Here is a 20,351-nt window from a genome sequence, read left to right as displayed (position 1 = left end):
GCCGAGTTAAACCTGGCGGATCCCATCGTCGCCGCGCCCGCGCCACTCGCCTCGCTTCTCGAGAACACTCTTCAGGAGGGTTGGGCGGTCGGTCATGATCCCGTCGACTCCGAGATCGAGGAGCCGTGCCATCTCGGGCTCGTCGTCGATGGTCCATACGTGGACCTGCAGACCGGCGTGGTGCGCGGTGTTCACGAATCGTCGTTCGATGATCTCGACGTTGCGGTAGCGGGTCGGGACCTGGACCGCACCGAACCTCCGGAACGGCAGCAGGGCCGCACGCGAAAGCGCGCCCGGTGCGAACGGTGAGAGGCTGGTCAGCCGCAGGGTTCCCACGGCTGCCGGACCCATCGCGGTGCAGAGCCTCGGGCCGATCATCCGCTTCAGCCGCTCGAGACGCACGTCCGAAAACGACGTCACGCACACCCGATCCACCGCATCGCACCGCATCAGGGTGTCCGCCAGCGGACGTACCACCGAGTCGTGTTTAGCGTCCACGTTCCACCGCACGTCCGGCCAAGCACCGAGCAGGTCGTCCAGGCGTGGAACGTGTTCGCCGCCGGTCAGCTCGATACCCGACAAATCGTGCCAGGTGAGATCTCTCACCAGCCCTTGACGGTCGCCGACCCGGGAGAGGTCCGGGTCGTGCACCGCGACCACGACCTCGTCGCTTGTCGCATGGACGTCGGTCTCCATATAGCCGTAGCCGAGATCGAGGGCGTGCTTGAACGAAGTCCAGGTGTTCTCCACGTTCTCGAGCGCGCCGCCACGGTGGGCGAACGCGATCGGTCGCGAGCCGTCGAGGAAAGGAAATCGGGCGCCAGCCACATTGCGGACGCTACCGGGGACACCGCTTCTTTCTGTGTTGGTTTCTTTGGGGTTGGTTTCTTTGGGGTTGGTTTCTTTGGGCTTGTTTCGCGGCCGCGCGTACGCTCCAGTTCCGATGCCCCAGACCTGGTCGCGCGCTGCACCGAACATCGGCGACGCGTCCAGCGCTGCCGAAAGATCGGCTGACCCGTCGGCATGGGCATTCTCGGAAGAGGAGCAGGGCACGCTGGCGCGGATTCTGGCCGCGCGGCGCGACATTCGTCGCTTTCGTCCGGACCCCGTCCCGGAAGGAATTGTCACCGAGCTCCTTTCCGCCGCTCACCAGGCGCCATCGGTCGGGCACTCGCAGCCGTGGCGGTTCATCGTGGTGACCGATGAGAGCACTCGCTCCCGAGCCGCGGTCCTTGCCGATCGAGCACGTCTTTCTCAGGCCGCTTCCATGGATCCGGACTCCGGCCGGCACCTCCTCGACCTCGACCTGGAGGGAATCCGGGAAGCACCCGTCGGAATCGTGGTCTGTTGCGATCGCCGGACTCCCGCTGGCGACGTACTGGGGCGGGCGACGTTTCAGGACGCTGACCTGTGGTCGTGCGCGTGCGCCATCCAGAACCTGTGGCTGTGTGCCAGGGCCGCCGGGCTGGGAGTCGGTTGGGTCACCCTGTTCGAGCCAGGGGACCTGGCCGGACTGGTCGAAGCCCCCGACGGCGTCGAGTCTCTGGGATGGCTGTGCGTCGGCTGGCCGGACGAAAGACCCCCGACCCCGGGGCTGGAACGCCGAGGTTGGTCGGAGAAGGCGCCCCTCGAAGCCGTGGTGATGCGCGACCGCTGGGACGGCCGGCGAATCCCTCCTCGTTCGGGATCCCGGGTGGCGATGCCCTCTCAGTCGGCCGTGGTCGCCGCCCACGATTCCGGCGACGCCATCCTGAGCCCCCTCGGAGCTCTCGGTGTCCTCGACCGGGCCGTGGACAAGGTGCTCGCGGTGCTCGGCGGGCCGGCCAACGTTCGCCTCGACGGCGGAACGCTGGTGCTCGCGGCCGCCGACCACCTCGTGCGGAGACACGACGTCTCTGCGTACGATTTCACCGTCACGCGATCGGTGGCCGAGGCCACGGTTGCGCGGAGTTCAGTCGGGGCGGTCGCGGCCTTATCGGCCGGCCTGGACGTCGTGGTCGTAGACGCCGGGGTGGAAGGAGATCCGGTCGCCGGGGCGTTGTGCCGCCGCCCCGCCGGCCATAGGTCCGATCTCGTCCACGGCGACGCCCTGACGCTCGATGACGCCCGGACTCTCCTCGACGCCGGAGCCGGTTTGGGTCGCTCGCTCGTTCGGGACCCCGCCGGCAGCTCGGCCGGCGCCTCGTGGCTGGTCGCCCTCGGCGAGGTTGGCATCGGCAACACAACCGTTGCGGCCGCGGTGGCGGCCGCCTTGCTTGGTGCCGACCCCGGTGCGGTCGTCGGGTTGGGGGCGGGGGCGGACTCGGCGATGGTGGACAGAAAACGAGAAGTCGTCGCCGCGGCCCTGGAGCGGGCAACAAGCCTCGGGCTCACTAATTCTTCGGCCAGCTCGTCGGCGAACCGTTTAGGAATTGTCGCCGCTCTGGGCGGACCCGAGATCGTGTTCCTCGCCGGCGTCACTCGAGGCGTCGCCGAAGCGGGTGGCGTCGTCATCCTCGACGGCTTGGCGACCTCCGTCGCAGCCCTCGTCGCCGTGCGGGAGGAGCCTGCGATCGCGGCGCATCTCGTGGCGGGGCAGCGGAGCCGGGAGAACGGCCACCGCCTGGTACTCGAGGCGCTCGGCCAGGAGCCGCTGCTCGACCTGCGGCTGCGGGCCGGGGAGGGCGCCGGCGCATCGCTCGCCGCGGGGCTGCTCAAGTCTGCTCTTCGGATTCGAACGGAGACCGCGCGAACCGTTTGACACGGCAGGAGCTATCCGGGGTCGGCCTCGTGCCCCGCCGCTCTCAAACCCCGGTAGGCGTCCACCGGGCGCTGCTGGCCCAGCACCACCTTGTGGATCTCCTCGCATATCGGCAGCTCCACGCCGTACATCTCGGCGAGGGACAGCGCGGTCTTGGCGGTTCCGACCCCCTCGGCGACCATGTGCATCTCGGCGAGGATCTGGTCGAGTGGCTTGCCCCGGCCGAGCAGCTCGCCCACCGTCCGGTTCCTCGAAAACGGACTCATGCACGTCGCCACCAAGTCCCCCATCCCGGCGAGCCCGGCGAGGGTCTGGGACTCCGCGCCCATCGCCACGCCCAGCCTCATCAACTCGGCGAGGCCCCGGGTCATCACCGCCGCCCTGGTGTTGTCGCCTACCCCGAGTCCTTCGCCGATGCCGGAGGCGATGGCGATCACGTTCTTCAACGCCCCGCCGACCTCGGCACCGATCACGTCGTGGTTGCGGTAGACCCGGAACAGCTTGTGTCGGAGCAGGCCTTGCAGCCCGGCCGCCACGCCCAGGTCGTCGGTCGCGACCACGCTCGCCGCCGCTTGGCCGGCCATGATCTCGCGGGCCAGGTTCGGCCCGCTCAACGCCGCGGCGGGATGGCCGGGGAGCTGCTCCTCGATGATCTGGGTCATCCTCAGCAGGCTCCCGACCTCGAAGCCCTTGGTGAGGCTGACCACCGGTATCCACGGCCGCACCCACTTCCGAGACTCCTCGACCGTGGCCCGGAAGCCCTTCGAGGGGACCCCGACGATCAGGACGTCGGCGAACCGGGCGGCCTCTTCGAGGTCCGCAGTGGCACGCAGCCGCCTTGGTAGCGTTACCCCGGGCAGGTAGGTGGCATTGGTGTGCTCCTGGTTCACTTCGCCGGCCACCTCGGGATTGCGCGCCCAGAGGACCGTGGAGTTGAGAGCCGTTGTAAGGCTCGCGACCGTCGTTCCCCACGATCCCGCCCCCAGAACAGTCACGTTCACAGCCCAAGAACATACGGAAAAAAAGAACGGTCGTCGCTCGGATCCCGCCCGACCGACTTATCCCGTCGCGCCCGGCTATATCGCCGGGCGCCGTCACACCGGCCGGGTAGGGTTGCCGCATGGCCGATCAGGCCCAGTTCGCCGAACAAGCCATGCAGTACATGGGGTCGCTCTACAGCGCCGCCCTTCGTATGACGCGCAACCCCGCGGACGCAGAGGACCTGGTCCAGGAGACCTATTTGAAGGCCTACCGGGCGTTCGGCACCTTCAAGGAGGGGACCAACCTGAAGGCCTGGTTGTACCGAATCCTCACCAACACCTACATCAACTCCTACCGTGCCCGCCGCCGGCGTCCCGAGCAGACCGATCTCGACGAGGTCGAGGACCTCTACCTGTACCGCCGGCTGGGCGGGCTCGAGGCGGCTAACGCCGGGCGAAGCGCCGAGGAGCAGGTGCTGGAGCACTTCACCGAGGGGGACGTGAAGGACGCGGTCGAAGCGCTACCGGAGCAGTTCCGAATGGCCGTTTTACTGGCCGACGTCGAAGGTTTCTCGTACAAGGAGATCGCCGACATCCTCGACGTTCCGATCGGAACCGTGATGAGCCGACTTCATCGTGGAAGAAAGGCGCTTCAAAAGACGTTGCTCGATTTTGGTAAGGAGCGCGGCCTGGTCGATCAGACCGCGGAGAGCACGAGTTGAGAGTCGGATGGAAGGTAAGGCACGGGAACCGAGCGTCGACGACCTCATGGGTGGTGGGGATTGCGCTGACGCGCTGCACACCCTGTATCACTACCTAGACGGGGAGCTCACCGCCGACCGACGGCAGGCCATACAGGAGCACCTGGATCACTGCGCGCCCTGCCTGAGAGCGTTCGATTTCGAGGCGGAGCTGAAGGTTGTCATTGCACGAAGTTGCCGGGATCAAGTGCCCGACAGCCTGCGCCAGCGGATCGCCGAGAGCATCGAGAAGGCATCCAAGTCCCGCCCGGACTTCGTATAGAGAGGCACGGAATCACCGTCGGCCGCTGAGTGTTTAAGGGGATTGAAATGAGCGAGCGCACCCTTGCAGGGCACACCTTGAGTGGCAGTGAGCGGCCGTCGAAGTCGTTCGGGAAGGGCCGAACCTGTCGCGAGCCCGGTTGTAGCACCAAGCTGTCGATGTACAACAACGGGAAGTACTGCTACCTCCACGAGCCGATGGCGGTACCCAGGACCCGCGGCAAAAAGATCGCCTAACACCGGCGGGCCCCTTTTTTGGCGCCCCTACAGGCGCGCGCCCCGCGCGAGACATCGCAGCGTTACCGGTAGCATGCGCGACGTTGTGAGAAAGCGGTCGCATGGCTGAAGTGATCTCGTGGGACACGGCGTCCCAGGTCGCCCGTAAGGTCGCCAGCCGCCAGCCGCAGCTCTCTCGGTACGAGCGGCGGGTTCTCGAGGCCGACTTTGCCGAGCTGACCGCCCAGGCGGAGGAGCTGGTGACCGCCGAGACCGGTCTGCGGTCGTTGGCCGGCGCCGCGCGCGCCCGCGTCGTCGACCGCCCCGAGTGGGTCGAGGCGAACGTCGCGTCGTTCCAGCGGCTCCTCCGGCCGGTGACCGACAAGCTCGGCGAACGCCTCGAACGAACCCACAAGGTCGGGTCCGCGTTCACGCAACTTTCTCGAGTTATGAGCGGAGGAGAGGTCGGCCTGGTCCTCGGATGGATGTCCACCCGGGTTCTCGGCCAGTACGACCAGCTCCTGATCGAGGAGGAGCGGCCCGAGGACCAGGACATGGTCTATTACGTGGGCCCGAACATCGTCTCGCTGGAAAGGAAGTACGGCTTCCCTCCGCGAGAGTTCAGACTGTGGCTGGCGCTGCACGAGGTCACCCACCGCGCACAGTTCACCGGCGTTCCCTGGATGCGAGGCCACTTCCTCTCGCTCGTGGAGCGGACGCTTTCCGCCATCGATCCCGATCCGAAGCAGCTCCTCGAGGCCCTCAGGCGGACCGCAGCAGCGGTCCGCTCTGGCAACAACCCGCTCGACGAGGGCGGCCTGGTCACCCTCATCGCCTCCCCGGAGCAGTACGAGGCGATCCAGGAGATCGGGGGGATGATGAGCCTGCTCGAAGGCCACGGCGACATCACCATGGATCGGGCCGGCACCGATCGGATCCCCAGCGCCAAGCGGTTCAGCTCGGTCCTCCGGCAGAGGCGACAGCAGCGCGGGTTCGCCAAGGCACTGAGCGTCCTCATCGGCCTCGACGCCAAGCTTCGCCAGTACGAGCAGGGAGAACGGTTCATCGAAGCCGTCGAGGGCGCCGGTGGGAAGAGCCTGTTGTCCAAGGTCTGGGAAGGTCCGGGATGGCTGCCTTCCTGGCCAGAGATCCGCAATCCGCAGACGTGGATCGACCGAGCGACGGCGGCCCCACCCCTGGCCCTGGGGTGACCACGAGAAGGTCGGCTGGGCCGCGATCGATGCGCCTCATGGAGGCTCTGCTCGACCGCTGCGACTTCCCCCTGCCGGGCGCTGCGGTAAACGTCGCTGTTTCGGGCGGCGCGGACTCGTTCGCCCTTTTGGCACTCGCGACGACCGCAGGACTCAACGTCACCGCCTTTCACGTCGACCACGGGCTGCGAGAGGGATCGGATCTCGAGGCGGAGACGGTGGCGAAGGCGGCCGCCCGGTTCGAAGCCCGTTTCGAATCTCTCGCGGTCCGGCTGGATCCCGGGCCCGACCTCGAGGCCCGCGCCCGTGCCGCCCGCTATTCGGTGCTCCCGCCGGCCGTGATGACGGGCCACACCATGGACGACCAGGCCGAGACCGTCCTGCTCAACCTTCTTCGCGGCGCCGGCCTCGACGGCCTCGCGGGAATCAAGCGCGATCCGAGCCGGCCGCTCCTGGGTCTCCGCCGCAGCGAGACCGAGGCCCTCTGTTTGGAGGAAGGGCTGGCAGTCCTGAAGGACCCGACCAACGACGACCCGCGCTTTTTGCGGAACCGGGTACGCCACGAGCTGATCCCGCTGCTGTCGGACATCGCCGGGCGGGACGTCGTCCCGGTGCTCGCCCGCCAGGCCGACCTGCTGCGCGACGAAGCGACCCTGCTCGACCAACTCTCAGCGAGGCTCGACCCGACCGATGCCCGTGGCCTGCGGGAGGCGCCCCTCCCGCTCGTCCGGCGGGCTCTGAGGAAGTGGCTACGTGATCCCGAGCAGGGTGGGGACGACGAAGCTCACCCCCCGTCTTCTGCGGAGGTGGCCCGGGTGATCGAGGTGGTCCTCGGTGCAGCCACCGCATGCGAGCTCTCGGGCGCCCGGCGGGTTTCGAGGAGCTCTGGGCGTTTGACCGTGGAATCCGGTTCACCGGCGAAGCCCCGGTAGGGTCGCCCTATGGACTTCACGGAGGACCCGGTCCTCGGCGAGGTTGTTGTACCGGAGGACAAGCTTCAGGCCCGGATTGCCGAATTGGGGGAGCAGATCACGGCGGACTACCAGGACCGGCCGCCCCTGCTGGTCGGCGTCCTCAAGGGGGCGTGCCTTTTCTTGTCCGACCTGGCCCGTGCGATCCGCCTCCCCGTGGAGCTCGACTTCATGGCCGTTTCCTCTTACGGCAGCTCGACCCACACGAGCGGAGTGGTTCGCATCGTGAAGGACCTGGACATAGACCTGACCGGCAGGCACGTGCTGATAGTGGAGGACATCGTCGATTCGGGGCTGACCCTTTCCTACCTGAGACGCAACCTCTGGGCTCGCCACCCGGCATCGCTCGAGGTGGTCGCTCTCCTGGTGAAAGACGGGCTGCAGTCGGTCGAGCTGGATCTCGCCTACGAGGGATTCCGCATCCCGCCCGAGTTCGTGGTCGGTTACGGGCTCGACGTGGCGGAGCGCTACCGCAACCTCCCATACGTGGTCACTTACCGAGGGACTGCCGAAACTACGGCGAATTAAGCATCTGTGCCCGCCGCTGGGCACAAACCTCCAGCTACCCTTTCTGAACAATGAAGAAGGTCCTGCGCAGCCCGATCGTTTGGGCGCTGATCGCGGTGATTATCGCGTTGCTGCTGTTCGACGCGCTGCGCTCCGGGCCAAGCCAGACCACCGTGAGCCTGAGCGACTACGACAACGCGGTCGCGAACAAGACGGTGGCCACCGCAGTCATCCACGACGGATCCGACACGATCACCGGAAAGATGCGCGACGGGACCGCCTACGTCGTGCAGTACCCGGAACGGCTCACCCAGCCGCTCACCGACAAGATCATCGCCTCCGGCGCCGCGGTAAAGGTCACCCATTCGAAGTCCAACCCGTGGATAACGATCTTCCTCGAGAACTACCTGCCGATCATCCTGATCGTCGGCCTGTTCCTGTTCGCGGTGAACTCGATGCAAGGCGGCGGCTCGAGGGTCATGCAGTTCGGCAAGTCCCGGGCGAAGACCGCCGGTAAGGACCAGCCGAAGGTCACCTTCGCAGACGTGGCGGGAGCGGACGAGGCGGTCGCCGAGTTGCAGGAGATCAAGGAATTCCTGGAGGCTCCGGGCCGCTTCCAGGCGCTCGGGGCGAAGATTCCCAAGGGCGTTCTGTTGTTCGGGCCTCCTGGTACGGGCAAGACCCTGCTGGCGAGGGCGGTGGCCGGCGAAGCGGGCGTTCCGTTCTTTTCGATCTCGGGTTCGGACTTCGTGGAGATGTTCGTCGGGGTCGGAGCCAGCCGGGTCAGGGATCTCTTCGAGCAGGCGAAGGCGAACGCGCCGGCGATCGTGTTCATGGACGAGATCGACGCGGTCGGCCGTCACCGCGGAGCGGGACTCGGGGGCGGCCACGACGAACGCGAGCAGACCCTCAACCAGCTCCTCGTCGAAATGGATGGCTTTGACGTTCGCGGCGGGGTGATCCTGATCGCGGCGACGAACCGCCCGGACATTCTCGATCCGGCGCTGCTGCGGCCGGGTCGTTTCGACCGCCAGATCGTCGTCGACCGGCCCGATCTGGCGGGCCGGCGTCAGATTCTGAGCGTTCACGCCAGAGGGAAGCCGCTTTCGAAGTCGGCGGAGCTGGACGTCCTCGCCAAGCGGACCCCAGGCTTCACCGGTGCCGATCTCTCCAACCTTCTGAACGAGGCAGCGATCCTCGCCGCCCGGCGGAACCTCCGCCAGATCGGGATGCGCGAGTGCGAGGAAGCCATCGACCGGGTGCTCGCAGGTCCTGAGCGCAAGACGGTGGTGATGAGCGACCACGACAAGCTGGTCACCGCCTACCACGAGGCCGGGCACGCCATCGTCGGGCACGTCCTCACCCACGCGGACCCGATCCACAAGGTGTCGATCGTCGCCAGGAGCCGATCCCTCGGGCTGACCTTCACCCTGCCCGAGGACCGGTACAACCATTCGCGGAGCCAGCTGCGCGACATGATGGCGATGGCGCTCGGCGGCCGGACCGCCGAGGAGCTGGTGTTCGACGAGCCGACCACGGGCGCCGAGAACGACATCGAGAAGGTGACCCGGATCGCCCGCGCGATGGTCACCGAGTACGGCATGAGCGACGAGCTCGGGCCGCAGCAGCTCGGGCAGCGTGAAGGAGAGGTCTTCCTCGGGCGCGAGTTCGGCCACCAGGCGAACTACTCCGAAGAGGTCGCCGCCAGGATCGACCGCGCGGTGAGAGGCCTGATCGAAGAGGCGCACTCCCGGGCGGGTGCCGTTCTTACTCACCACCGGGCCACGCTGGACCGGATGGCTCGGGAGCTTGTCGAAAAGGAAACCCTCGACTCGATGGACCTCGAGGCGATCCTCGGACCGCTGGCTGGTTGGCCTCCGCACGAAGCGGCGAAGCGGCCTGCAGCGGCGGATGCCGGCGGGAAGCGCCGCAGTGGCCGGGGAGCGGCCGGCACCCCGATCCCAGCGAAGGCCGAACCTGCGCCGGAGGCAGAGGGAGCGTCGCCTGGGCGCCGCCGGAGGCCCTTGACCGCACCTGGCCGGGCGCCAGTCGGAGCAGCGACACGATCACAGGCACGGTCGGACAAGTCCACCGCCCTTCCGGCTCAGCGTCGCCAGCAGGCCAAGTCCGGTGGCGACGACTCGGGCGCCGCGTCGACGGCCAGACCGCGGCCCCGACCCAAGCCGGGCACTCAGCAATGAGCGAGCTGCGCCGCATCGACGATCGCGACCTTGCCGTCGCCAAGTCCACTGTGGACATCCCGCGACTCGAGAGAGCGGTTCGTGAGATCCTGCTGGCAATCGGCGAGGACCCCGACCGTGACGGGCTGGTCGCCACCCCGAACAGGGTCGCCCGCATGTACGAGGAGATCTTCTCCGGCCTGCGAGAAGATCCCGGCGACCATCTGTCTGTCGTATTCGAGGCCGACCACGACGAGATGGTCATGGTCAAGGACATCCCCATCTACAGCGTGTGCGAGCACCACCTGGTCCCGTGGTTCGGCAGTGCACACGTCGCTTACATACCGAACGAGGACGGGCGGATAACCGGGCTGTCGAAGCTCGCCCGTCTGGTCGACGGTTTCTCGAAGCGGCCTCAGGTGCAGGAGCGCCTCACCAGCCAGGTCGCGGATTGCCTGGAGCAGGTGCTGGCACCCCGCGGGGTTCTGGTTGTCGTCGAGGCCGAGCACCTGTGCATGTCCATGCGCGGCGTGAAAAAGCCGGGAGCTCTGACCGTTACGTCAGCCGTGCGCGGCCTTATGCGCAAAAGCGTGGCGGCGAGGAGTGAAGCGATGAGCTTCATTCACGGCGGGCACGGGGGGCGCTGATCCCCGCCTGTACGCTGACGACGTGACCGCGGTGATGGGGGTGCTCAACGTCACCCCCGATTCTTTTTCCGACGGCGGGAAATGGCTGGATCCGGCGGCGGCCATCTCCCATGGACTGCAACTCGTAGCCGAGGGAGCCGACATCGTCGATGTCGGAGGCGAGTCGACCCGCCCCGGGGCGCAGCCGGTTGCGGTCGAAGAGGAGCTGCGGCGGGTCCTCCCGGTGGTGGAGGCACTCGCCGGCGAGGTGACCGTGTCGATCGACACCCGCAAGGCGGCGGTCGCCCAAGCGGCCGTCGGGGCTGGGGCTTCGATCGTCAACGACGTTTCGGCTTCCCTCTGGGAGGTTGCCGCCGAGACCGGCGCCGGCTGGGTCGCCATGCACATGCCAGCCGACCCTTCGGTCATGCAACAGCACGCGGTCTACGACGACGTAGTTTCCGAGGTGCTCGAGTACCTCCTGGCGAAAGCCGAAAAGGCACGAGCCGGTGGTGTCGAACGGGTCTGGATCGATCCGGGCATCGGCTTCGGCAAGACCGGACTCCACAACCTCCTGCTTCTGCGCAACATCGACCGGTTCGTGGCGTCAGGATGGCCGGTGCTCGTCGGCACGAGCCGCAAGTCTTTCCTGGGGACGGTCGCCCCTGCGAGCGACGGGACGCCGGCACTCCCGACCGATCGGGTGGAGGCGTCTGTGGCGACGACGGTGTGGGCGATGACACGCGGCGTCGACGTGGTGCGGGTTCACGACGTTCGCCCGGTCGTCCAGGCCGCCCGGCTGGCGGGGGCTTCTGGATCCGGACACCTGGCTGGTATCGGCAGATGAAAGGAAAGTGGGCCAAGGGGATCCAGCCGCGGTTCTTCGCTTGGATCATCAAGGGACGCCTCGCCATCAGTGAGCGGCCCGGCGGCTACGCGCGAAACCACCGGCGGGTCCGCAGGCAGGAGGAGATCCTGTGGCTGAGGGGGGAGGGCTTCACGAGGGTGGTGTCGTTGTTGCCTTCACCGCACAACCTTCATGCCTACGACGAGTTGGGCGTCACCTGGTCACACGTGCCCCTGGGCCCGCACGACGATCCGAACGTGGTGCTGGCCGAGCTGTACACCAGGGTCAGGGAGTGGCTCGGGGCGGGAGAGCGCATCCTGATCCACCAGGAAGAGCTGGGCGACCGGCTCATGGGAGTGGTCGCCGGGTACCTGAGATGGTCGGGGATGGTCCCGAGCGGTCCACAGGCGATCGCCGTGGTCGAGCGGATAATCGGACGGCAGATGGGACCGCCCGGTCGTGAGCTCGTCGCCTCGGTCCCCAACCTTCCCGGGCCGGGGCAGGACCTACCTGGCCCGGGCCAGGCGGCCCAGCCGCTCGGGAGCTAGGACCCGCTTGGACCGCATCGAGCTGCGCGGTTTGAGGATTCTCGGCACCCACGGAGTCCTGCCGGAGGAACGGGACAGATCCCAGCCTTTCGAGGTCGACCTCGACCTCGACGTGGACCTGTCCAACGCCGGCCGGTCTGACGCGCTTGGGGACACGATCGATTACGGCGCGGTTGCGGAAGCAGTCGCCGGCGTCGTCGGCGGAACCCATTCCGACCTTCTCGAGAACCTCGCCGAACGGATCGCCGGCGCCGCCCTGGACGCGGGGGCGCCACTCGCTTCGGGGGTGACGGTCACTGTCCGCAAGCTGCGGCCGCCCGTGCCCGTCGATCTGGCTTCGGCCGGAGTGACCGTGCGCCGCTCGGCGCAGCCGGGTCGTCCGCCGGCGCAGCCGGGCCGGTGACCCGTGCCGAACCCACGCCGCCCTGAGCCACCAGCGCCCTCCTCTCGCCGTCCGCACCCTCCCTCGGGCGACGCGCCGTCTCCGCCGACCGCAGAGAGCGCCCTCCAGGACCGTCGCGCGCCCCGTCCCGTCGCCCGCGCGTTCCTCGGCCTCGGATCGAACCTGGGCGACCGGCGCGCCTACCTCGCCGGCGGAGTGAAACGGCTCCCAGACGTCGCTGCCGTCTCGCCGCTCTACGAGACCGACCCGATCGGTGGGCCTCCCGGCCAAGGCGCCTACCTCAACTGCGTGGTTGAGCTGGCCACCAGATTCACACCGCGTGAGCTCCTCGTCGCCGCCCAGGCGGCCGAAGCAGCTGCGCACCGGGTGCGCCTGGAGAGGTGGGGCCCGCGCACGCTCGACGTCGATGTGCTCCTGGTCGGAGACGAAGTCGTCGACGAGCCCGACCTTGTCGTACCGCACCCCAGGATGTGGGAGCGAGGGTTTGTGCTGGTGCCCCTTGGCGACCTCGCGCCGGAGCTGATCATCGGGCGGCTGACATCCGACCTCGCCAGGGGCGTCCGGCCGGCGGGGAACCTCTAGCTCACGCTCTTTGCGCAAGAAGGCACGCGTGCGGAGGGTGGCCTTGCAGTTCGGGAGTGGATATGCGCGCTCAGCTGCTTGTTTTCACACCCAAACGCGATAGTCACGCCCAGGCCCCTTGTTTACCGCTCGGCCTACCGCCTCCCGGGTCGCACTTTCTGTGGGACATTCTGGTTTTGCGGTGCAAATTTGAAGGTTGAGGTTCCACTCGTCCCCCAGATGCGAGATGTACCGAAAAAATCGCCGGCCGCGAACGAGACGAACAAGAGACAAGAGAGCCCAACCGCCGCCGGCGCCTCCGCCGCCGCCACACCCAACCACCGCCGGCGCTGCGCCCCTACCGCCCCGACCAGCTAGGATCTAGTCAAAACACGAACGGCACCCGTTGGTACGGGGCCGGAACGTCAGTGAGGAGAGATTGACCCTCGAGCTCATAGAGAAGGCCGCCGACTGGCGCACCCGTCTGGATGCGTGCCGCGGCAAGGGGCAGCAGGTCGGCTTGGTGCCGACCATGGGCGCCCTGCACGCCGGCCATATGTCCCTGATCCGCCGGGCCGCCGCGGAATGCGACGTCGTCGGGGTCACCGACTACGTGAACCCGCTCCAGTTCGGCGCCGGCGAGGATCTCGCCGCCTACCCGCGCGACATCCAGCGTGACTGCGAGCTGGCCGAGGAGGCCGGCGCCGCGCTCGTCTTCGCGCCGAGCGTCGAGGAGATGTGGCCGGAACCGCCGGCGACGACGGTCACGGTCGAGGGATTCACCGAAGGGCTCGAGGGAGCGTCCCGCCCGGGGCATTTCAACGGTGTCACGACGATCGTGGCGAAGCTGTTCTCCCTGACCGGGTCGTGCTTCGCCTACTTCGGCGAGAAAGACTTCCAGCAGCTGGTCGTGGTGCGCCGCATGGTCACCGACCTGTCTCTCCCCGTCGATATCGTCGCTTGCCCCACCGTGCGCGAAACCGACGGGCTCGCCCTGTCGAGCCGGAACGCCTACCTCAGCGCCGCTGAACGCGAAGCGGCACCTCACCTCTTCTACGCGCTACTCGCCGGAAAACGAGCAGTCGAAGGCGACGGACTCGACGACCCCGACCTGGTCGAGAAGTCGATGGCGGAATCACTCCAACGCCAGCCCCTTTTTCAACTTGACTACGCGGCAGTCGCCGACCCGGAGACGTTGGAGCGTCCGGCGAGGATCACCGGCGAAGTCCGCCTGCTTATGGCAGCCCGAATCGGCCGGGCCCGCCTGATCGACAACGTCCCCGCAACGCCGCCTTCGGCGGCCGCGTAGAACCCGACAGGAGACCACCATCGTGCGCCGCCGCATGCTGAAGTCCAAGATCCACCGGGCCACCGTGACCGAGGCCGACCTCAACTACATCGGCTCGATCAGCCTCGACCCCGAGCTGATGGCCGCCGCCGACATCCTCGAACACGAGCAGGTCGCGGTGCTCGACATCGACAACGGTGCCCGTTTCGAAACCTACGCCATCACCGGCCAGCCCGGTCAGGTGTGCCTGAACGGAGCCGCCGCCCGGCTTGTTCACGTGGGCGACAAGGTGATCGTGATCACCTACGCCGACTACGAACAGGCTGAATTGGAGGGACACTCGCCTACCGTGGTCCACGTAGACCAATGGAACAACGTGATCCCCCCCGAAGAGGCCGCCCGGGCCGCAGCGGCGCTACAACCGCTGCGACCGCGGCAACCGTTGCAACCGCTGCACGCGACTCGTCATTGAGCGAGCACGCCGTCGACCTTCTCGTCGTCGGCAGTGGCGTCGCCGGCCTTTCCGCGACTGCGAGGGCAGCTGAAGCGGCTGACACCGGACTCAGAGTCGGCGTCGTTTCGAAAGGCGCGCTTTCGGATTCGGCGACGCAGTGGGCGCAAGGGGGTGTGGCGGCGGTCCTGCACCGCAACGAAGCCGACGTCCAGCATCCGGGCGACTCGTTCGCGCTTCATGCCGAGGACACTTTCAAGGCTGGTGCCGGGTTGTGCGATCGCGGCGCGGTGGAGATCCTCGTCGCGGAGGGTCCGGCGAGAGTCCGCGAGCTGGCCGCTCTCGGCGCTCAGTTCGACAGGAACGAGTCAGGGGTCTGGACACTCTCCCGTGAAGGGGGCCACTCGGCTGCGCGTGTGGTGCACGCCGGCGGTGCGGCGACGGGAGCCGAAGTCGAGCGCACCCTCGTTGAAGCCGCCCGATCCACCGCCACCAGGCTGTGGGAGGGTTACTTCGCTCATGACCTCATCGTCGAAGGCGGGCGGTGCAAGGGGATCGTCGCAACCGGTCCGGACGGCAGGCGGGTCGAGCTGCGGGCCTCGAACGTTCTCCTGGCCAGCGGCGGCGCGGGGCAGCTGTTCTCGGTAACGACCAACCCTGTGCAGTCGACCGGCGATGGGCTGGCGATGGCGATGCGGGCCGGAGTCCCGATCGCCGATGTGGAGTTCGTCCAGTTCCACCCGACCGCGCTTCACGGCCGCACCGCCGGCCCCCGGCCGTTGATGAGCGAAGCGCTACGCGGCGAGGGCGCGGTGTTGCGCGACAGCGCCGGCAAACGGTTCGTCGACGAGTTGCAGCCACGCGACGTTGTGGCTGCGGCGGTCGCTGCGCGCATCCGCGAGTCGGGCGGCGAGCACGTGTGGCTCGACGTCAGCCCCGTCGAGGACTTCGAGCGCCGCTTCCCGACTCTTGCCGCTTCGGCACGCGAGATGGGCCTCGACCCGCCCCGAGACTGGTTGCCGGTGGCGCCCGCCGCTCATTACATGTGCGGCGGGGTGCTCACCGATCTCGACGGTGCCACGACCCTGCCGGGACTGTGGGCCGCCGGCGAGGTCGCGTGCACCGGCGTTCAAGGCGCCAACCGCCTGGCGTCGAACTCGCTCCTGGAGGGGATGGTGTTCGGCGCACGCGTTGTCGAGGCGATTCTTTCGGACAAAGACCGACCCAGCGCGACAGGCGCCCTTCAGCCACTGCTCACACCCGGCCGCACGGACCCCGGCGTCATTCCGCTATACAAGCTGGTCAACAACATTCCCGCCATTCGTGTCGTGCCGGACGAAACCGTCGACGTGACCAAGTCTCGCGAGCGGCTTCAACGCGCGATGTCCGCCGGCGCGGGCGTGGTTCGCGACGCCGCATCGCTCGAAGCGGCCGGCGCGGTCGTAAGCGATATCGCGACCACCGGTGTTCCGCCGGGCGAGCTCGAGAATCTGCTGGTAGTTGCGCGCGCTCTCGTCTGTGCGGCGTCCGCCCGTGAGGAATCGCGTGGCGGTCATCGCAGGAGCGATTTCCCGGCGACGTCCGAAGCTTTTTCCCATAGGTTTCTTCAGTGACCCCGACCTGGCTCGACCCGCCGGCGACCGCCGTCAGGGAGGCCGTTGCGCGTGCGCTCGCGGAGGACCTTGGTGTGTTCGGCGACGTCACCGCGAGCCTCTTGCCGGCTGGCTCAGTTGTTTCGGCCCTGATCGTGCCGCGCTCCCCCGGAGTTCTCGCCGGGCGGCTCGCCGCGATCGAGACGTTCGCCGCGGTTGACCCCGGCGTGAAGGCGGAGTGGTGGGCATCGGACGGTGACCGCCTCGAAGCAGGCCGCGCAGTCGCGCGGGTCGACGGACCTCTCCAGTCGGTTCTGACCGCCGAGCGGACGGCCCTCAACTTCCTCGGGCATCTCTCGGGAGTGGCGACGCTGACGCGAAGCTTCGTCGAGGCCGCGGGCTCGACCGGGCGAATCCGCGACACCAGAAAGACAACGCCCGGCCTCCGCGCGCTCGAGAAGGCGGCGGTGAGGGCCGGTGGCGGCGTCAACCACCGCGCATCGCTCTCCGATGGAATCCTCGTGAAGGACAACCACCTCGCCGGCATCTCGGTCAACGAAGCGGTCGAGGAGTCCCGCCGGCGCTGGCCGGGCCTCCCGGTCGAGGTCGAATGCGACAGGCTCGATCAGGTGAAGACCGCCTTGCTCGCCGGCGCCGACGTCATACTCGTCGACAACATGGATCCCTCCCAGGTGGCCGCCGCCGTCGCCCTGGTCGACCGTCGCGTGCCGATCGAGGTTTCGGGAGGAGTCACGCTGGAGAACGTGCAGTCGTTCGTCGCCGCGGGAGCGGACTTGATCGCGGTCGGCGCCCTAACCCATTCTGCGCCGGTGCTCGACATCGGCTTGGACCTGGACCGGTAAGGCCTTGCTGGTAGCGATCGACGTGGGGAACACCCAGACGGTGGTCGGGCTCTTCGGTCCGGGCGACGGGCCGGCCGGCAGCGGGCCCGAGCTCATGTACCACTGGCGGGTTGCGACCGTCGCGAACCGAACTGCGGACGAGCTGGCCCTTTTGATCGACCAGCTGTTCCAGCTTCGCGGCCTCGACCCGGAAGAGGTGATTACCGGGATGGCGGTGGCGTCGGTCGTGCCGCGACTGCGGACCGCGATGCGCGAGATGGCCGACAAGTGGTTCAAGGTCAACACCGTGATCGTCGAGCCCGGCGTCCGCACCGGCATGCCGATCCACTACGACAACCCGAAGGAGGTCGGTGCAGACCGCATCGCCGACGCGGTCGCGGCCTTCGAGCGGTACGGAGGGCCGACGATCGTCATCGACTTCGGCACCGCGACAACGTTCGAGGTCGTGTCGGAGCGCGGCGAGTACCTAGGCGGGGTGATCCTCCCCGGAATCGAGATCTCCTTGGAGGCGCTCTTCGCGCGGGCCGCCCTTCTCCCGAGGGTCGAGCTCATCGAGCCGCGCAGCGTCCTGGCCAAGAACACCGTCGAGTCGGTCCAGTCCGGGGTCATCTACGGCTTCGCGGCCCAGGTGGACGGCCTGTGCCGGCGCCTCGAGGACGAGCTCGGCCCGTGCCAGGTGGTCGCGACCGGTGGGCTCGCCGGCCTAATTGGTCCCTATTCGGCGGCGATCGAGCATCACGATCCATGGCTGACCCTCGACGGCCTCCGGATCATCTACGGGCGCAACCAGCGATGACCGTCCCTTACCGGTTCGAGCCTGACGCGACGACGGCGGAGCTGGCGTCTCGCTTCGGGGACCTCGAACCCTCGGCGGAGTCGGGGGTCGTCGTGACCGTCGCCGGCAGGCTGATGTTGCGGCGGGAGATGGGGAAGCTCGCTTTCGGCACCCTTCGTGACTCTTCGGGATCGATCCAGTTGTTTGCGGGCGCCAAATGGACCGAGGATTTTCCGGGGTTCGTTCACCTGTCTCTTGGCGACTGGATCGGGGCGACCGGCGAGGTCGTCAAGACAAAAAGTGGCGAGCTGTCGATCAAGGTCGCCTCCTGGGTCCTGCTTGCGCACGCGCGCAGGAGCTTTGGCGACAAGTGGCGCGGGATCTCCCACGTGGACATCCGCTACCGGCAGCGCTACGCAGACCTGTGGGCGAACGAGGATTCGCGGGCGACTCTTCTTCTTCGCAGCCGGACGATCTCGTGGATTCGCAGGTGGTTGGAGGACCGCGGGTTCCTAGAGGTCGAGACTCCGGTCTTCCATCCGATTCCGGGCGGCGCGCTGGCAAGGCCCTTCGTGACCCACCACAACGCGTTGGACATCGATCTCTATCTGCGGATCGCTCCGGAGCTCTACCTGAAGCGCCTCGTGGTCGGGGGCTTCGAGAAGGTTTTCGAGATCGCGCGCGTCTTCCGCAACGAGGGCCTGTCGCCTCGGCACAACCCCGAGTTCACGATGCTCGAGCTCTACCAGGCGTACGCGGACTACACCGATATGATGACGATCGTCGAGGAGATGGTGTCCGGGGTAGCCAAGGAGCTGTTGGGAACCACGTCGCTCACCTACGCGGGCCGCCCGTTGGAGCTGGCCGCGCCGTGGCGCCGCGCGACCATGACCGAGCTGATCGCCGAACACGCCGGCGTCGAGGTCGATCTCGACACGCCGCTCGGCGAGCTCCGGAGGATCGCGTCTGAGGTCGCCGGGGTCGAGGTTCAGGAGGGCTGGGGTCCCGGGAAGGTGCTGCTCGAGATCTACGAGAAGACGACGGAGTCGGAGCTGTGGGGACCTGTTTTCGTGGTGGACTACCCGAAGGAGGTTTCACCTCTCGCTCGTGACCACCGCAGCAAGCCCGGTTACGCGGAGCGCTTCGAGCCGATCGTCGCCGGCCGCGAGCTCGGCAACGCCTTCACCGAGCTGATCGACCCCGACGAGCAGCGGGCTCGCTTCGAAGCTCAGGCCGCGGTGCGCGCATCCGGCGACGACGAGGCGATGGCGGTGGACGAGGACTACCTGCGCGCCCTCGAGTACGGCCTGCCCCCAACCGGCGGCCTCGGCGTCGGCGTCGACCGCCTCGTGATGATCCTGTCTGGCGCGGAGGCCATCAGAGACGTGATCGCCTTCCCGACTCTCAGGCCAGAGCAGGAGTAGGCCCCACCGGCTGTGCGGTTATGCGAGCTCCAACTCGTCTAGTAGCCGGAAACCCACCCCACCAAGAATCTCGAGGGTCTCCTTTGCCCTGGGGCTCGCCGCGCCGCGCATCGGGTCCAACGAGGAATTCGCCCTTTCCGCCCACCTGCGGGCGACGCCGAGGGAGGACCGGACCGCGTCGGTCGACAGCACGAGGTTGCGCGCTTTTTCCCGGCTCGGGCCGTCGAGTGGGCCGCCGAGCAGCGCCCGCAGGTCGTCGCCGACGCCCGGCACGGACAGTGCCCTGAGGACAGGCAGCGTGTAAGTCCCCTCGACCATGTCATGGCCCGACGGCTTGCCGAGCTCCTCCTCGGAAGACACCACGTCCCGGACGTCGTCCCAGATCTGGAAGGCCATCCCGACACAGTGGCCATACGTGGTCACCGCCTCGACCCACGGGCGGGGAGCTTTCGAAGCCAGCCCACCGATCCGGGCGGATGTCGCCATCAGCGAAGCCGTCTTCCCGCTGATCGAGGCCAGGTACGAATCCTCAGGGCGACCAGGATCGAACGCGTGCCGGAGCTGGGTGACCTCGCCCTCACACAGCTGGCCGATGGTGCGGGCGAGCAGGGCGGCCACCTCCGTTCCGAGCGACGCGGCTATCTCCGACGCACGGGCCAGGAGGAAGTCGCCGGCGAGGATCGCCACGAGGTTCCCCCAGCGGGCATTGACGCTCTCGACTCCCCGGCGGTGCTCGGCGTCGTCCATGACGTCGTCGTGGTAAAGAGAGCCGAGATGGACCAGTTCCACCGCGACGGCGCCCTGGATCACGTCCTCGGTGACACCCCCGATGCCGTCCACCGTGCCGATTCCTACGCCGTCGCCGGAGCCGACGGTGCCGTGAGCGGCCGGGTCGCCGGCCGCGGCTGCGCAGGCCTGGGCGACGGCCACGACCAGCGCGGGGCGGAGCCGTTTTCCGCCGGCGGCGACCAGGTGACCTGCTACTTCGGACAAAAACGGATCTTCCGCCGCGGTAGCGCCGGCCAGAGCGTTCTCGACCCGGTTGAGGCCGTCTTCCAGGCCGGGAAGATGCAGTGCTTCCACGACGTTCACTCATCCCGACAGTACGCGACCCCTAGCGGGATGAGGAAACCGGGAATCTGGCTA

Annotated in this window: 22 protein-coding genes; 19 read left to right on the top strand and 3 right to left on the bottom strand. The window is 67.8% G+C overall.

All coding sequences use genetic code 11. The features are described 5' to 3' along the window. Window positions 1–6: 6 nt before the first annotated feature. Window positions 7–828 carry a glycerophosphodiester phosphodiesterase gene (locus VFZ97_07850; protein HEX6393340.1) on the bottom strand — a complete coding sequence of 274 codons (822 nt, stop codon included), beginning with the start codon at window positions 826–828 and terminating at the stop codon, window positions 7–9. Between the two features lie 115 nt (window positions 829–943). Here VFZ97_07850 and bluB point away from each other — a divergent pair, with 115 nt between their 5' ends. Continuing rightward, on the top strand, window positions 944–2,740 hold the full coding sequence (gene bluB / locus VFZ97_07845) for a 5,6-dimethylbenzimidazole synthase (protein ID HEX6393339.1): 1,797 nt from the start codon (window positions 944–946) through the stop codon (window positions 2,738–2,740). An 11-nt stretch (window positions 2,741–2,751) separates the two neighbouring features. Here bluB and VFZ97_07840 read toward each other — a convergent pair whose 3' ends face one another. After that, entirely contained in the window at window positions 2,752–3,741 is a 990-nt protein-coding gene (locus VFZ97_07840) for an NAD(P)H-dependent glycerol-3-phosphate dehydrogenase (GenBank protein ID HEX6393338.1), read from the bottom strand. A gap of 119 nt (window positions 3,742–3,860) precedes the next feature. Here VFZ97_07840 and VFZ97_07835 point away from each other — a divergent pair, with 119 nt between their 5' ends. The 18 genes from VFZ97_07835 (at window position 3,861) to lysS (ending at window position 19,205) form a co-directional block, all read left to right on the top strand. Then, the gene (locus tag VFZ97_07835) at window positions 3,861–4,442 is read left to right on the top strand and encodes a sigma-70 family RNA polymerase sigma factor (GenBank protein HEX6393337.1); all 582 of its coding nucleotides are present in this window, start codon (window positions 3,861–3,863) and stop codon (window positions 4,440–4,442) included. A gap of 7 nt (window positions 4,443–4,449) precedes the next feature. Further along, window positions 4,450–4,743 carry a mycothiol system anti-sigma-R factor gene (gene rsrA / locus VFZ97_07830; protein HEX6393336.1) on the top strand — a complete coding sequence of 98 codons (294 nt, stop codon included), beginning with the start codon at window positions 4,450–4,452 and terminating at the stop codon, window positions 4,741–4,743. Window positions 4,744–4,790: 47 nt separating this feature from the next. After that, window positions 4,791–4,979 carry a hypothetical protein gene (locus tag VFZ97_07825; GenBank protein HEX6393335.1) on the top strand — a complete coding sequence of 63 codons (189 nt, stop codon included), beginning with the start codon at window positions 4,791–4,793 and terminating at the stop codon, window positions 4,977–4,979. A 101-nt stretch (window positions 4,980–5,080) separates the two neighbouring features. Continuing rightward, complete coding sequence (locus VFZ97_07820; GenBank protein HEX6393334.1) at window positions 5,081–6,169, top strand: zinc-dependent metalloprotease; 1,089 nt, start codon at window positions 5,081–5,083, stop codon at window positions 6,167–6,169. A 38-nt stretch (window positions 6,170–6,207) separates the two neighbouring features. Further along, window positions 6,208–7,101, top strand: coding sequence for a tRNA lysidine(34) synthetase TilS (tilS, locus tag VFZ97_07815; GenBank protein HEX6393333.1), 894 nt, complete (start codon window positions 6,208–6,210; stop codon window positions 7,099–7,101). 9 nt (window positions 7,102–7,110) lie between these two features. After that, complete coding sequence (gene hpt, locus VFZ97_07810) at window positions 7,111–7,668, top strand: hypoxanthine phosphoribosyltransferase (GenBank protein HEX6393332.1); 558 nt, start codon at window positions 7,111–7,113, stop codon at window positions 7,666–7,668. Window positions 7,669–7,718: 50 nt separating this feature from the next. After that, complete coding sequence (gene ftsH / locus VFZ97_07805; GenBank protein HEX6393331.1) at window positions 7,719–9,848, top strand: ATP-dependent zinc metalloprotease FtsH; 2,130 nt, start codon at window positions 7,719–7,721, stop codon at window positions 9,846–9,848. Continuing rightward, on the top strand, window positions 9,845–10,474 hold the full coding sequence (gene folE, locus VFZ97_07800) for a GTP cyclohydrolase I FolE (protein HEX6393330.1): 630 nt from the start codon (window positions 9,845–9,847) through the stop codon (window positions 10,472–10,474). The genes ftsH and folE overlap by 4 nt, the downstream gene beginning before the upstream one ends. 22 nt (window positions 10,475–10,496) lie before the next feature. After that, window positions 10,497–11,300 carry a dihydropteroate synthase gene (gene folP / locus VFZ97_07795; GenBank protein ID HEX6393329.1) on the top strand — a complete coding sequence of 268 codons (804 nt, stop codon included), beginning with the start codon at window positions 10,497–10,499 and terminating at the stop codon, window positions 11,298–11,300. Further along, the gene (locus VFZ97_07790) at window positions 11,297–11,848 is read left to right on the top strand and encodes a hypothetical protein (protein ID HEX6393328.1); all 552 of its coding nucleotides are present in this window, start codon (window positions 11,297–11,299) and stop codon (window positions 11,846–11,848) included. The genes folP and VFZ97_07790 overlap by 4 nt, the downstream gene beginning before the upstream one ends. Window positions 11,849–11,855: 7 nt before the next feature. Beyond that, on the top strand, window positions 11,856–12,251 hold the full coding sequence (gene folB / locus VFZ97_07785; GenBank protein HEX6393327.1) for a dihydroneopterin aldolase: 396 nt from the start codon (window positions 11,856–11,858) through the stop codon (window positions 12,249–12,251). Between the two features lie 3 nt (window positions 12,252–12,254). Then, complete coding sequence (gene folK / locus VFZ97_07780; protein ID HEX6393326.1) at window positions 12,255–12,833, top strand: 2-amino-4-hydroxy-6-hydroxymethyldihydropteridine diphosphokinase; 579 nt, start codon at window positions 12,255–12,257, stop codon at window positions 12,831–12,833. A gap of 418 nt (window positions 12,834–13,251) precedes the next feature. Then, window positions 13,252–14,121, top strand: a complete 870-nt coding sequence (gene panC / locus VFZ97_07775; protein HEX6393325.1) for a pantoate--beta-alanine ligase — start codon at window positions 13,252–13,254, stop codon at window positions 14,119–14,121. Between the two features lie 22 nt (window positions 14,122–14,143). After that, entirely contained in the window at window positions 14,144–14,572 is a 429-nt protein-coding gene (gene panD, locus VFZ97_07770; protein HEX6393324.1) for an aspartate 1-decarboxylase, read from the top strand. Next, window positions 14,569–16,164: an FAD-binding protein gene (locus VFZ97_07765; GenBank protein ID HEX6393323.1), complete on the top strand. Its 1,596-nt coding sequence runs from the start codon at window positions 14,569–14,571 to the stop codon at window positions 16,162–16,164. The genes panD and VFZ97_07765 overlap by 4 nt, the downstream gene beginning before the upstream one ends. Next, the gene (gene nadC / locus VFZ97_07760; GenBank protein ID HEX6393322.1) at window positions 16,161–17,006 is read left to right on the top strand and encodes a carboxylating nicotinate-nucleotide diphosphorylase; all 846 of its coding nucleotides are present in this window, start codon (window positions 16,161–16,163) and stop codon (window positions 17,004–17,006) included. Before VFZ97_07765 ends, nadC begins: the two co-directional genes overlap by 4 nt. A gap of 4 nt (window positions 17,007–17,010) precedes the next feature. Next, window positions 17,011–17,802, top strand: a complete 792-nt coding sequence (locus VFZ97_07755; protein HEX6393321.1) for a type III pantothenate kinase — start codon at window positions 17,011–17,013, stop codon at window positions 17,800–17,802. After that, the gene (lysS, locus tag VFZ97_07750; GenBank protein ID HEX6393320.1) at window positions 17,751–19,205 is read left to right on the top strand and encodes a lysine--tRNA ligase; all 1,455 of its coding nucleotides are present in this window, start codon (window positions 17,751–17,753) and stop codon (window positions 19,203–19,205) included. The genes VFZ97_07755 and lysS overlap by 52 nt, the downstream gene beginning before the upstream one ends. Window positions 19,206–19,223: 18 nt before the next feature. On the opposite strand, the gene VFZ97_07745 is transcribed toward lysS, so the two are convergent. Continuing rightward, window positions 19,224–20,297 (bottom strand): polyprenyl synthetase family protein, encoded by a 1,074-nt coding sequence (locus VFZ97_07745; GenBank protein HEX6393319.1) that lies wholly within the window; start codon window positions 20,295–20,297, stop codon window positions 19,224–19,226. Window positions 20,298–20,351: the final 54 nt, after the last annotated feature.

It is taken from the genome of Acidimicrobiales bacterium (assembly GCA_036378675.1).
Classification (GTDB): Bacteria; Actinomycetota; Acidimicrobiia; order Acidimicrobiales; family Palsa-688; genus DASUWA01.
The sequence above is the reverse complement of the archived record's forward strand: the minus strand, read 5'-3'. Positions and strand labels throughout refer to the sequence as shown.

What these genes read in the sequence shown, in the direction of transcription:
- VFZ97_07790 (HEX6393328.1), top strand. Translation starts at nt 11,297, where the DNA reads ATGAAAGGAAAGTGGGCCAAGGGGATCCAGCCGCGGTTCTTCGCTTGG.
- VFZ97_07835 (HEX6393337.1), top strand. Translation starts at nt 3,861, where the DNA reads ATGGCCGATCAGGCCCAGTTCGCCGAACAAGCCATGCAGTACATGGGG.
- VFZ97_07825 (HEX6393335.1), top strand. Translation starts at nt 4,791, where the DNA reads ATGAGCGAGCGCACCCTTGCAGGGCACACCTTGAGTGGCAGTGAGCGG.
- VFZ97_07820 (HEX6393334.1), top strand. Translation starts at nt 5,081, where the DNA reads ATGGCTGAAGTGATCTCGTGGGACACGGCGTCCCAGGTCGCCCGTAAG.
- tilS (HEX6393333.1), top strand. Translation starts at nt 6,208, where the DNA reads ATGGAGGCTCTGCTCGACCGCTGCGACTTCCCCCTGCCGGGCGCTGCG.
- bluB (HEX6393339.1), top strand. Translation starts at nt 944, where the DNA reads ATGCCCCAGACCTGGTCGCGCGCTGCACCGAACATCGGCGACGCGTCC.
- folE (HEX6393330.1), top strand. Translation starts at nt 9,845, where the DNA reads ATGAGCGAGCTGCGCCGCATCGACGATCGCGACCTTGCCGTCGCCAAG.
- lysS (HEX6393320.1), top strand. Translation starts at nt 17,751, where the DNA reads ATGGCTGACCCTCGACGGCCTCCGGATCATCTACGGGCGCAACCAGCG.
- hpt (HEX6393332.1), top strand. Translation starts at nt 7,111, where the DNA reads ATGGACTTCACGGAGGACCCGGTCCTCGGCGAGGTTGTTGTACCGGAG.
- ftsH (HEX6393331.1), top strand. Translation starts at nt 7,719, where the DNA reads ATGAAGAAGGTCCTGCGCAGCCCGATCGTTTGGGCGCTGATCGCGGTG.
- rsrA (HEX6393336.1), top strand. Translation starts at nt 4,450, where the DNA reads ATGGAAGGTAAGGCACGGGAACCGAGCGTCGACGACCTCATGGGTGGT.